Origin of the sequence: Rhodococcus sp. 4CII (assembly GCF_014256275.1) — a bacterium.
In the GTDB taxonomy this organism is placed as follows: domain Bacteria; phylum Actinomycetota; class Actinomycetes; order Mycobacteriales; family Mycobacteriaceae; genus Rhodococcus_F; species Rhodococcus_F wratislaviensis_A.
The window spans coordinates 884,094-896,078 of record NZ_JACCFE010000002.1; the positions used below are offsets into that span (position 1 = coordinate 884,094).

Below are 11,985 nucleotides of genomic sequence, written 5' to 3' on the forward strand. Positions count from 1 at the left end.
AGTTACGACACCGTAGGTTACCTGAGTGTAGGTGTGAGTGAAATCACCGGCGGCGTCGAGGAATCTTGGCCTCGGCGCGGGCACGAAGCGCCGACAGCAGACCCCGGCGCTGCCCCGTGACGGGGTCCGTGCGCAGCGTCTCCACCATCGCTGCACCCGCATCGCGGGCCTCGCGGAACTTGCGCTCCGACGACGTCTCAGGGGCGTCGTCGGCCGTCGCCCGCAGGAAGCGGTCGGGCAGCGCGAGCTTGTGGATCGTGCGCAGAGCCAGCAGATACTGCTTCGCGAGCGAACCCGTCGTGTACGGCAGGTCGTACTTCTCGCACAGCGCCCGCACCTTCACGGCGATCTCCGGGTACCGGTTGCTGGGCAGGTCCGGGAAAAGGTGATGCTCGATCTGGTAGCTGAGGTTGCCGCTCATGAAGCCCATGATCTTGCCGGAATCGAAATTGGCGCTGCCCAGCATCTGCCGGAGATACCATTCGTGCCGGGTCTCGTTCTCGTACTCCGCGACGGTGAATTTCTCGGCACCGTCCGGGAAGTGGCCGCAGAAGATCACGACGTACGCCCACAGATTCCGGGCGAGGTTCGCGGCAGTGTTCGCCGACAGCGTCGACTTCCACGCCGGGCCCGCGAGCAGCGGGAACAGGAAGAAATCCTTGCCGACCTGCCGGAAGATCTTGCGGGCGAAATCCTTGTTGGCCTGCGAGTTGAGCTGCCCTTTCTCGGCGCCCTCCAACTCGGCCGCGAACGTGAGGTCGTGGAGCGCGATCCCCCATTCGAACGTGGCGGCGAGGACGATGTTGGCGAACGGCTGCAGCAGATTGATCGGCCGCCACTCCTCGTCGCGGGTCATCCGGAGGATGCCGAAACCGACGTCGGAGTCCATTCCCACGATGTTGGTGAACGTGTGGTGGGAGTAGTTGTGGGCCCGCTTCCAATGCTCCGAGGGGCCCGTCTGATCCCACTCCCACGACATCGAGTGGATCTCGGGATCGTTCATCCAGTCCCACTGGCCGTGCATCACGTTGTGGCCGAGTTCCATGTTCTCGATGATCTTCGAGAGGGAGAGCATCGCGGTGCCCGCGAGCCAGGCCGGCCGGTACCTGCTGCCGAACAGCGCGAGCCGGCCACCGAGCTCCAGCAGTCGTTGCGCCCTGATGGCCCGGCGGATGTAACGGGCGTCGCGGACGCCTCGCGAATCCTCCACGTCGAGCCGGATCGCATCCAACTCACGCCCGAGCGATTCGATGTCCGCTTCGGTCAGATGCGCGAACTCTTTGATGTCGGTGATCGCCACCGTGCTCCTCCGTCTGGTGAGAGTCCGAGAATAGCGGAGTCAGGTGAACAACACGCTCACGCTCACGCGTCGAGCGTGCAGTCCCCTGCCGCCGCCGAGATACAAGTCTGGACTCGGTCACCTTCGGCATGCTGCTTGCCGGACCTCAGGTCGATCGCGTGCCCGGCGAGAATCGGCACGACACAGGTCTGACAGATACCCATCCGGCAGCCGAACGGCATCAGTGCCCCGACCTTCTCACCGGCCTCGAGGAGAGTGGTGGCACCGTCGATCGCGACGGTCTTGTCGGCCTTGGCGAACGTCACCGTTCCACCCTCGCCGGACGTGTCCGCGCGGGAGACGGCGAAACGCTCGAGGTGCAACTTGTCCTCGATGTTCTCGTCGCGCCACAGCGTCTCGATCTCGTCGAGCATCGGCAGCGGCCCACAGGCCCACGTCTGCCGTTCGCGCCAGTCCGGGCACACTTCGTCGAGCGAGGACAACGCGAACTTGCCCTGGCTGCGGGTGAGCTGGATCTTGCACCGGAAGTCGTCGTGCTCCTCGTGGAGCTGGGTGAGTTCGTCGGCGAACATCACGTCGGCGTCGGTGGGCGCCGAATGGACGTGGAAGACGTCGGGAAGCTGGCCGCGCCGGTTCATCGTGCGGAGCATCGCCATGACGGGAGTGATGCCGCTGCCCGCGGTGAGGAACAGGATGCGCTGCGGCGGCGGGTCGGGCAGCGCGAAGTTGCCCGTGGGCGTCGCGAGCCGCACGATCGTGCCCGACGGCACACCGTTGACGAGGTGACTCGACAGGAATCCCTCGGGCATCGCCTTGACGGCGATGGAGATGAGTTTGTCGTCCCAGTTCGGGGGTGAGGTGAGGGAGTACGAACGCCAGTGCCATCGTCCGTCGATGTGCAGGCCGATGCCGATGTACTGGCCGGGCTCGTAGTCGAAGTCGAATCCCCAGCCCGGCTTGATGACGATCGTCGCAGAGTCCGCCGTCTCCGCGCGTACCTCCACGATCTGTCCGCGCAGTTCGCGGGCCGACCACAGCGGGTTGGCCAGGTGCAGGTAGTCGTCGGGGAGCAACGGCGTCGTCAGACGTGCCGCCGCACCGCGCAACCAATTGAGCTTGGACCGCTTGGCGGGCACGACCGCTGCTGCGGGCGCCTCGATCCAATCCTTGAGACCCATTCGACCTCCACCTTTTCCGTCACGACCTACGCTACCGTAGGTTTTTAAGTTACGGTACCGTAGGTTACCCCAAGGTAAGAGGATGGACCGGTCAGAGCAGTTCGAGCAGGAACGGAAGCTCCTGGGTGGCATACCACGCCAGTACGTGATCCTCGGCGTCACCCAGAACGAACTCGGCGTCCGGGTCCCCGAGATCCGCCTCGTCGATTGCCGACACCGCTCGCTCGATGTCCGGCTCCGCCTCCGCGAGGTCGACGTGCACCGACGCAACCCGGCCGATCGTCACCGGACCGGGCAGGCGGACCACCGCGTCGTCGAGGTCCGGACGCGGCGTCACGTCATCCACGTCCGCGGCGACCACGGCGCGACGGAAGCGGACCCCGTCGGTTCCGCCCTCCGCGACCCGGCCCGCGATCAGACGCAGCGACGCCCGGGCTGCCTCCGCCATCGCGACCTCGGCCAGTTCGTCGTCGTCTCCCGACGAGTACGCCTCACGGAGGGTGGCGGTGACGGCGAAGGCGGTACGGCTCATCGGGTCGAATTCCTGGTCGGCCACGAGCCGATGGAGGATCTCGATCGTCGCAGGAACGTACACCCTCGTCATGCGACACCCGTCATTCGCACCGCGGACTTCTCACCGGCTGGCATCCAACAACTCCTCGAGAGATTCGTGCAGCAGCGCCGCCACCACGTCCACGTCGGCCATGGCGTCACGGTCTGCATTCAAACCGTAATAGACGTTGCCGTCGTACGACGTCAGCGCAATGCTCAAAGTCTGGTTTTTCAGCAGCGGCGACACCGGATACATCTCGAGCATCCGCGCTCCCCCGACGTACAGCGGCAGCTGCGGACCCGGCGCGTTGGTGATCATCAGATTGAACATCCGCTGCGAGAAGCTGCTCGCCACCCGGGCACCCATCGCGTGCAGCGTGGCCGGTGCGAAACCCGACAACCGCACCAGGGTCTCCGCGGTGACCCGCTGACTCTGCTTCGCGTGCGCCTCCATCGCGTGTGCCACGTGCGAAAGCCGCACCACAGCATTCGGTTCCCCCACCGGCAGGTCGATGAGGAACGAGGACACCATGCTCCGCGGATCCGCCCACTCGCCGCGACGCGACGCCTCCTCGGCGTCCTCCGGGTCCGTCGCGTACACCGACATCGGAACCATCGCACGGACTGTCGTCGATTCGGCCACCGGTTCGCCGCGGGACAGCAACCAGTACCGCATCGCCCCCGACACGACGGCGAGGATCACGTCGTTGACCTCGCACCCGTACTGCGCGCGGATCTTCCGGTAATCGCCCAATTCGGTCTTGACGACGGCGAAGCGCCGGTTCCGGGAAATGGTCGCGTTGAGCGGACTCGCCGGCGCCACCTGCGTGGCGGTACGCACCACGGCGGCGAGTTTGCCGACCGCGCGCACGGTCTCACCCACCGCCGACGCCATGTCACCCAACGTCACCCGCAGCGCCGCCAGTCCCTCGCCCGGCCGCGACACCATCTCCGCGAGCGCACCGGCGATGAGCGTGGACTCGCTGGGCGCGGGGCTCGGCATCCACAACTCCTCGGCCATCGGCCGCCGGGTCTTCGCCGGGTCCAGGATCACCTGCCCGATCTCGAGCGCCGTCTCGCCGTCGACGAGCGACGAATGAGACTTCGTGAAGATGGCGAAACGGTTGTTCGACAACCCCTCCACCAGATACATCTCCCACAGCGGGCGCGTGTTGTCGAGCGGGCGGGACGTGAGCCGCGCGACCAGGTCGTGCAACTGGGCATCCGATCCGGGTTTCGGCAGCGCCGACCGCCGGACGTGGTACTCGATGTCGAAGTCCTGGTCGTCCACCCACACCGGACGCGACAGCCCCAGCGCCACCTCCCGCACCTTCTGGCGGTAGCGCGGCACCAGACTCAGCCGCTCCTCGACGAGGCTCAGTAATTCCTCGTAGGACAACCCGTTTCGCGGTTTCCGGAAGATCGCGAGCGAACCCACGTGCATCGGCGTACTGCTCGCCTCGAGGAAGTAGAACGACGCGTCCTGCGTAGTCAGTCTCGTCACCATGTCGGCGCCTGTCCCCCTTGCATCCCGTCTCGATCCACGTCGAGAAGTATCGCTATCTCGTCCGCGGTGGCCGCGCCGTCGACGTGGTGAACCCCGACCATCCCGGCCGCCACCGCACCCCGGACGTTGACCGGCAGGTCGTCGACGAAGATACAGTCCCCCGGATCCAGGCCGAGCGCATCGGCGGTCAGCCGGTAGATCCGCGGATCAGGTTTGGCAACACCGACATCCCCGGACAGCACGACGTGGTCGACGAACCGGCCGTCGCCGAGTTCCCGCAGCCACTGCGCGGCGGGGCCCCCCGGATCGTTGCTGAGGATTGCAGTGCGCACACCACGGTTGCGGGCACCGGCAAGGACTGACGACAGGCCGTCCATGTCCGAACCGGGGCCCGCCAGAACTCCGCCGAAGTCCAAAATCAATCCCCGCACGTCCCCACCCTAGGGTCCGCTCCCCGGTTCGGCGACACGACGACGGGATCCGTGCGAGTATGACCGCTACGACGGCCGTCTCATGCCGAAACCGGGGGGTAAGAAATGAGTGAGTCCTACACGTTCCTGTCACGGGTGCCGCACTTCGAGCCGGCCGCCCGCGACGTTCCCGCACCGCCGCTGCCGGCAGCTCCGGACGCGCCTGCGCGTGGGCGCCCCGCACCGGGCCGCGGTCGGCACCGTCCGTCGCCCCACTCGGGGGCGTCGCCGCGATCTCCCGCGGCGCAGCCGGACACGGCGCCGCTTCCCCCGCGGGATGTCCATCGATTCACGGAGCAGGCGTTCCGGCTCGTTCTCGAAGTTCTGGATCGGCGCCGCAATGTGCGGCAACTGCGGCCGCTGGTGTCGCCGTCGCTGATCGACGTCGTGCGCACGCTCGCGCTGGCGGATGCTCCGGGCAGGCGACTCGGCGTCGCGACGCTCGTCCGCGTGCATCTGCGCGCGGTGGGACCCGGGGCGTACGAGGCGTTCGGCACCTACGGCCGGGGTTCCCGGGTCTTCGTGATCGCAGCCCGTGTCGAACGAGCGTCCGACACGGGCTGGACCGTCACCTCGATGGTGGTCGGCTGATCCGGGAGGTCAGCGCTTGCGCTTGGTCCGCGGAGCCTTCTTGCCCTTCGCCTGCGACCGCGCGGCTTCGCGCCGCTGGCGGCGGGTGCCGGCGTCGGCGGCATCGTCCGACTCGGCCGCTCCACGGCGGCTGAGCTGGGCGTTGCCGTCCTCGGCGGGCCCGGAATAGGTGAGCCCGCGCGGCTCGCCGTCGTCCAGTCCCTTGGCGCGGAGGGCGGACGGCGCGGCCGTGCCTTGCGCCTGCTGTGCTGCTTCCTGGGTGGGCAGCGGACGCGGCGGGGCCGGAGCGGGTGCGGCGGACGCCGTTGCCGCGGCGGACGACGCGGTGACGGCGATGCCCGGAGCCGGCGCCGCCTGCGGTGCGGCGGCCTCGACCTGAAGGTTGAACAGGAATCCGACCGACTCCTCCTTGAGCCCTTCCAGCATGCCGCCGAACATGTCGAAGCCCTCGCGCTGGTATTCGACGAGCGGATCGCGCTGGGCCATCGCCCGCAGACCGATGCCCTCCTTGAGGTAGTCCATCTCGTAGAGGTGTTCGCGCCACTTGCGGTCGAGCACGCTGAGCAGGACCCGGCGTTCCAGCTCACGCATGGATCCCTCGCCGGCCACACCGTCGATCTCGGCTTCCCGGCGGGTGTACGCCTCGTGCGCGTCCTTCAGCAGGGTCTCGCGCAACTCCTCGGCGGTGATGTCCTTCGTGTCGCCCTCGTCGCTGTCGCCGACCAGTTCCTTGTAGTCGATGCCGACCGGGTACAGCGTCCGGAGGGCCGTCCACAGCTGTTCGAGATCCCAGTCCTCGACGTACCCGTCGGCGGTGGCACCGTCGACGTAGGCGGTGACCACGTCGGTGATCATCTTCTCGACCTGGCCCTCCATGTCCTTGCCTTCGAGGATCTGGCGGCGCTCGTTGTAGATGACCGTGCGCTGCTGGTTCATCACCTCGTCGTACTTGAGGACGTTCTTACGGATCTCGAAGTTCTGCTGCTCGACCTGCGTCTGAGCGCTCTTGATGGCCTTCGAGACCATCTTCGCCTCGATGGGGACGTCGTCGGGCAGATTGAGCCGGGTCATGATCGACTCGAGCGCCGCGCCGTTGAACCGCCGCATCAATTCGTCGCCGAGCGACAGGTAGAACCGCGACTCACCGGGGTCGCCCTGACGGCCGGACCGGCCGCGCAACTGGTTGTCGATACGCCGGGACTCGTGCCGCTCCGTGCCGAGCACGTACAGCCCGCCCGCCTCGCGGACCCTGTCCGCGTCGGCTTTCACCTCGGCCTTGACCTGGTCGAGGACGTCGTCCCACGCCGCCTCGTAGTCCTCCGGTGTGTGCACCGGGTCGAGTCCCTGCTTGCGCAGCGCGATGTCCGCGATGATGTCGGGGTTGCCGCCCAGCACGACGTCGGTACCACGGCCGGCCATGTTGGTCGCCACGGTGACCGCACCCGACCGGCCGGCCTCCGCGATGATCTGGGCTTCCTGCTCGTGGAACTTCGCGTTCAGCACGTTGTGGGCCACGCCGCGCTTGGTGAACTGCTTGGACAGGTACTCGGACCGCTCGACGCTCGTGGTACCGATCAGGACGGGCTGGCCGTTCTGATGGCGCTCGACGACGTCGTCGACGACCGCATCGAACTTGGCTTCCTCGGTCTTGTAGATCAGGTCACCGTTGTCGACGCGCACCATCGGCCGGTTGGTGGGGATCGGGATGACACCGAGGTTGTAGATCTGGTGCAACTCGGCGGCCTCGGTCTCGGCCGTACCCGTCATGCCCGACAGCTTGTCGTACAGGCGGAAGTAGTTCTGCAGCGTGATCGTGGCGAGGGTCTGATTCTCGGCCTTGATCTCGACCTTCTCCTTGGCCTCGATCGCCTGGTGCATGCCCTCGTTGTACCGGCGGCCGACGAGGACGCGGCCGGTGAATTCGTCGACGATGATCACTTCGCCGTCGCGGACGATGTAGTCCTTGTCCTTCGTGTAGAGCTCCTTGGCCTTGATGGCGTTGTTCAGGTAGCTCACGAGGGGCGAGTTGGCGGCCTCGTACAGATTGTCGATGCCGAGCTGATCCTCGACCAGTTCGACACCGGCCTCGTGGACGCCGATGGTGCGCTTGCGGATGTCGACCTCGTAATGCACGTCACGCTTGAGCAGCGGCGCGATGCGCGCGAATTCCGCGTACCACTTGCTCGAGGCGTCGGCGGGGCCGGAGATGATGAGGGGCGTCCGGGCCTCGTCGATGAGGATGGAGTCGACCTCGTCGACGACGGCGAAGTTGTGACCGCGCTGGACGAGGTCGTCCAGCGAATGCGTCATGTTGTCGCGCAGGTAGTCGAACCCGAACTCGTTGTTGGTGCCGTATGTGATGTCGGCCGCATACGCGGCGCGGCGCTCCGCGGGTGACATGCCGGACAGGATCACGCTGGTGTCGAGGCCGAGGAAACGGTGGACTCTGCCCATCCACTCGGAGTCGCGCTTGGCGAGGTAGTCGTTGACCGTCACGACGTGAACGCCGTCGCCGGCGATCGCATTGAGGTACGCGGGCAACACGCAGGTCAGGGTCTTGCCCTCACCGGTCTTCATCTCGGCGATGTTGCCGAAGTGCAGGGCCGCGCCGCCCATGATCTGCACGTGGAAGTGGCGCTGGTCGATGACCCGCCAGGACGCCTCGCGGGCGACCGCGAACGCCTCGGGAAGCAGTTCGTCGAGGGTCTCGCCGTCCCGGTAGCGGGCGCGGAACTCCTCGGTCTTCGCGCGCAGCTGCTCGTCGGTCAGGTCTTCGACCTCGGGTGACAGCGAGGAAACGTGGTCGGCGATGTGCTTGAGCCGCTTGACCATGCGACCTTCACCAACACGGAGCAGCTTCGATAGCGACAGCGACGGCACAGTCTTGTTCGTCCTCAATCTTCGGCAGTGGATGGGTGACACACAAAATCCGGCCGGAGGTCCGAGAACCCCGGCCGGATTCCATGGTAGGCGCTTCTGCGATCGGACGAGTAGACCGACCGCTCGGATCGTCGAACGGAACGGGCTACATCACGCCAGACGTATCAATCCGTAGTCGAACGCGTGCCGCCGGTAGACGACGGTCGCCTTGTCCGACTCCTTGTCGTGGAACAGGAAGAAGTCGTGCCCTACCAGTTCCATCTCGTACAACGCGTCGTCAATGGTCATCGGCGTTGCCTTGTGTTCCTTGGTACGCACGACATGACCCGGTGTGTGCTCTTCCGACACCTGACCGTCCAGGGAGATGTCGGGACTGATCCCGAGACTCTCGTCCTCGGCGAGTGCGGCGGTGGCCTCCGCGACCGACACCGGGGTCTTTTCCCCGTAGTGAACCTTCTTCCGATCCTTGGTGCGGCGGAGCCTGCTCTCGAGCTTGGCGGTCACCGACTCGAATGCTGCGTAGAAACTGTCGGCGGATGCCTCGGCTCGGGCTACCGGCCCCTTGCCTCGGGCAGTGATCTCGACGCGCTGGCAGCTCTTCCTCTGGCGTCGATTGGGTTCGTGTTGAAGTTCGACATCGAACAGGAATATGGAGGGATCGAAGCGCTCGAGGCGCGACAGCTTCTCGGAGACGTACACGCGGAAGTGGTCGGGTACCTCGACGTTGCGTCCCTTGACTACGATCTCGGCGTGGGGGGTATCCGTCTTCTCTGTTGCGTCCGTAGTGCGGTCGTCGACGAAAACCGAGGCTTGCGAAGGGGTCGTCACTCGTACCTCCCGATTACGGCCCCGCCCTTGGTGGGCGGCGGCGAGTTTGAGCAATGCCGGAAGGGGGTCCGCCCGGCACCAGGTTCGAAGTTCCACCTCCTACCTGTGTTTTCGGGTGTGTCCGCGACGCTAGTACGTAACTCGCGTGAGTGCCACTGTTCGGCAGAATTTCATCCAACACCCGCCACGACGACAACCGCACCCACTCGGATACCCACTCGCGACAGCACCCGAACCGACTCGGCAGCGGTCGCGCCGGTAGTGGACACGTCGTCCACCAGAATCACCGAGACACGCTGCAGCGCAGCGGTTTCCGAGGAAAAGTAACGGGCGAATCCTGCACCGCTGCGCGTCAGCCGGACGCCACCCTCGAGGTTTACTCGACGTTGATCGGCGCTCAATCCGACGGAATCGCGCACGCCACGCCGCATGACGAGGGCCGGGCACACGCGCCTCGCCCCCACTGCCGCGACGGCGATCCGGGTGACGGGGTCGCCGCCGCGGGCGCGGGCGGCCCGGGGCCGCGTCGGAGCCGGCACGAGAACCACCGGCGCGACGTCCGGTGGGTCGAGTTCACCCCACTGCTGCAGACGGCTCACCGCGCCCGCCAGGGCGGCTCCGAGCGGCACTGCGAGATCGCGGCGGCCCCGTTCCTTCGCGGCGATCACCGCTCGCCGGCGTGGACCCGAATAGGGTCCCAGCGCCCACACGTCGACACCGGGATCCACGCGGGGCCGAAGCAGCACGGGATCGTCGGCCAACTCCGCGGCGCAGCGGGCGCACCACTGCGGGCCCGGTACCCCGCACCCGCCGCATTCGGCCGGCAGGATGAGGTCGAGCAGGCTCCGAAGACCGGGCAGGACGGGCATGCGGGCAGTATCCGTGACCGCACCGACAGGCCGCGTCCGAGAGCCTCAGCCCGGCAGGATCGGGATGGCCTTCACTCCCGTCAGCCCGGGAACCTCCCGCCAGTAGCGGTCCCCTGCCGGATCGTTGTTGTTCAACTGGAACACCGCTCGCGAGTCGGCGACGAACTCCGTGGTCGTCGACGCGTCCACCGACACCACCGGCGCGGTCAGGTTGCGGCTCGGCAGCGCGTCCATCCGCGAACCGTCGACGGCCACCTGCACCACCGGGATGTCGGAGGCGGCGCGCGCGACGACGATCGTGTCGCTCGTGCTCCAGTCGAGGGAGAGCGCCGGGCTCCCCAGGCCGATCGCGACAGCTCGCGGATTCGTCAGCGCGTACTCCCCTCCGGGCATCTGCGTCACGATGGCCAGATAGACCTTCCCGTCCACGATCAGCGCCGCTCGCACCCCGTCCCGGGACAGCCGCAACTCCGTGATCGTCGTGCCCAGTGCGGTGACGGCTCCGGCGTCCACGTTGACCACCGACGTCCGGCCGGTGCCGGGTTCGCGCAGCACGCGAATGACCGTGTTGCCGTTGACCGCAGCCCAGATCGCCGAGTTGTCGGGGGCCCACGTGGGGCGGGTGATCGCGCCGCCCTCGAGCACCGACGCGGCACCGTCCTCGTAGGCGCCGACCATCAGGGAACTCGCGGGTTCCGGCGCGGGACGACCGGTGTCCGCGACCGCGGCGACCAGCTTCCCGTCCTGCGACAGCGCGAGCGAGCGCATGTTGCGGGCCGAACCGAAGTATCCGGGGACCGGCGTGACCCCGGTCTCGGTGACGCTCACCAGCGAACCCTCACGCAGCGCGTGCAGTCCGACGGTCGCGCTCGACGTCGCGAACGGATTCATCGACGCGACGTCGGCGGTGGTCCACCCGTTCGGGAACCGCTCGTCGAACGGCTCACCGTCGGCGAGCAGCACGTAGGGTCCCGAGATCTCCGCATTGGCCAGTGTCCAGATCACCTGCGCCGCGAACAGTTGCTTCGCCTGTTCGTCCATCGGCGGTACCCCGGTGAAGTCGATCCGGATCCCGCCGAGCCCCACACCGACCTGCGCGGTGCGGCCGTCGGCCTTCGTGATCGGGCCGCGCACCGACACGCCGGCCAGTTCGTTGCGCACGGCGGGCGCCAGGGCCGCCTTCGGCCCGTCGATCAGCAGGCTGATCAGCTGCGACGCCATCTGGTCCTGGGGGCCCGACACCCACCGCGGATCCGGTACGACCGTCGTCCCGGCAGGGTCGAGGAAGTACAGCGATTTGCGCTGGTAGGTGTTCAGGAACTGCGCCCGGTCCAGGATCACGCCGGCCGGGAGTTCGGAGATCCGCCACTCGCCGTCGAGGAGTTCGAGGCTGATCTTCGTCTCGAAGCTGCCCTCCTCCGCCACATACAGTCCGCCCGGCTCGAGCTGCCCCACCTTGTTGGCGCGGATCGTGTAGGTCGCCTTGTCGGTGGACCGTGTCTCCGGCAGGACGTCGACCTTGTCGACGATGGTCGCGCTGGCCGCGTCGTCCCAGCTGCCGGAGACCCCGGCGGTGAGGAACTGGCGGGCCGACAGATGCCGATCGGTCGGGTCTGTGCTGGCCTTGAAGAAGTCGCGCAGCAACAGGTCGGGCTCACGCCCCGGCGCCGGGGCCGCCACACTCGATCCCGGCGAGTCCCGGTTGATCGTGCCGATCGCCTGCGGCGTCGAGGAATCAGGGAGGCTCGCGCAGCCACCGACCGCGACGAGCGCCGCCAGAACGATCGCACCGCACACCGAACGCGACACC

10 protein-coding genes are annotated in these 11,985 nt (G+C 67.2%); 1 reads left to right on the forward strand and 9 read right to left on the reverse strand.

The window, feature by feature from the left end; genetic code table 11:
- Positions 1-43 precede the first annotated feature (43 nt).
- The 5 genes from H0B43_RS05080 to H0B43_RS05100 all read right to left on the reverse strand — a co-directional run bounded on the left by H0B43_RS05080 (position 44) and on the right by H0B43_RS05100 (position 4,968).
- Positions 44-1,300: an acyl-CoA desaturase gene (locus tag H0B43_RS05080; RefSeq protein ID WP_185729023.1), complete on the reverse strand. Its 1,257-nt coding sequence runs from the start codon at positions 1,298-1,300 to the stop codon at positions 44-46.
- 62 nt (positions 1,301-1,362) lie between these two features.
- Complete coding sequence (locus tag H0B43_RS05085) at positions 1,363-2,478, reverse strand: ferredoxin reductase (protein ID WP_185729022.1); 1,116 nt, start codon at positions 2,476-2,478, stop codon at positions 1,363-1,365.
- Between the two features lie 91 nt (positions 2,479-2,569).
- Positions 2,570-3,082 carry a DUF6912 family protein gene (locus tag H0B43_RS05090; RefSeq protein ID WP_185729021.1) on the reverse strand — a complete coding sequence of 171 codons (513 nt, stop codon included), beginning with the start codon at positions 3,080-3,082 and terminating at the stop codon, positions 2,570-2,572.
- A gap of 30 nt (positions 3,083-3,112) precedes the next feature.
- Positions 3,113-4,537, reverse strand: a complete 1,425-nt coding sequence (locus H0B43_RS05095) for a wax ester/triacylglycerol synthase family O-acyltransferase (RefSeq protein ID WP_185729020.1) — start codon at positions 4,535-4,537, stop codon at positions 3,113-3,115.
- Positions 4,531-4,968, reverse strand: coding sequence for an HAD-IA family hydrolase (locus H0B43_RS05100; protein ID WP_185729019.1), 438 nt, complete (start codon positions 4,966-4,968; stop codon positions 4,531-4,533). Before H0B43_RS05100 ends, H0B43_RS05095 begins: the two co-directional genes overlap by 7 nt.
- A gap of 105 nt (positions 4,969-5,073) precedes the next feature.
- Here H0B43_RS05100 and H0B43_RS05105 point away from each other — a divergent pair, with 105 nt between their 5' ends.
- Positions 5,074-5,598 carry an Rv3235 family protein gene (locus H0B43_RS05105; protein ID WP_185729018.1) on the forward strand — a complete coding sequence of 175 codons (525 nt, stop codon included), beginning with the start codon at positions 5,074-5,076 and terminating at the stop codon, positions 5,596-5,598.
- A gap of 9 nt (positions 5,599-5,607) precedes the next feature.
- Here the strand turns inward: H0B43_RS05105 and secA are convergent, their stop codons facing one another.
- The 4 genes from secA to lpqB form a co-directional block, all read right to left on the reverse strand.
- Positions 5,608-8,478 (reverse strand): preprotein translocase subunit SecA, encoded by a 2,871-nt coding sequence (secA, locus tag H0B43_RS05110; protein WP_185730094.1) that lies wholly within the window; start codon positions 8,476-8,478, stop codon positions 5,608-5,610.
- A 150-nt stretch (positions 8,479-8,628) separates the two neighbouring features.
- A complete protein-coding gene (gene hpf, locus H0B43_RS05115; RefSeq protein ID WP_185729017.1) occupies positions 8,629-9,306 on the reverse strand; it encodes a ribosome hibernation-promoting factor, HPF/YfiA family in 678 nt (225 codons plus the stop codon).
- A gap of 170 nt (positions 9,307-9,476) precedes the next feature.
- Positions 9,477-10,175 carry a ComF family protein gene (locus tag H0B43_RS05120; protein ID WP_185729016.1) on the reverse strand — a complete coding sequence of 233 codons (699 nt, stop codon included), beginning with the start codon at positions 10,173-10,175 and terminating at the stop codon, positions 9,477-9,479.
- 45 nt (positions 10,176-10,220) lie between these two features.
- Positions 10,221-11,984, reverse strand: a complete 1,764-nt coding sequence (gene lpqB / locus H0B43_RS05125; RefSeq protein WP_185730093.1) for an MtrAB system accessory lipoprotein LpqB — start codon at positions 11,982-11,984, stop codon at positions 10,221-10,223.
- Position 11,985: the final 1 nt, after the last annotated feature.

Excerpts from the sequence above, each read along its gene's own strand:
- H0B43_RS05085 (WP_185729022.1), bottom strand. The coding sequence starts at position 2,478 with ATGGGTCTCAAGGATTGGATCGAGGCGCCCGCAGCAGCGGTCGTGCCC.
- H0B43_RS05090 (WP_185729021.1), bottom strand. The coding sequence starts at position 3,082 with ATGACGAGGGTGTACGTTCCTGCGACGATCGAGATCCTCCATCGGCTC.
- H0B43_RS05095 (WP_185729020.1), bottom strand. The coding sequence starts at position 4,537 with ATGGTGACGAGACTGACTACGCAGGACGCGTCGTTCTACTTCCTCGAG.
- H0B43_RS05105 (WP_185729018.1), top strand. The coding sequence starts at position 5,074 with ATGAGTGAGTCCTACACGTTCCTGTCACGGGTGCCGCACTTCGAGCCG.
- H0B43_RS05120 (WP_185729016.1), bottom strand. The coding sequence starts at position 10,175 with ATGCCCGTCCTGCCCGGTCTTCGGAGCCTGCTCGACCTCATCCTGCCG.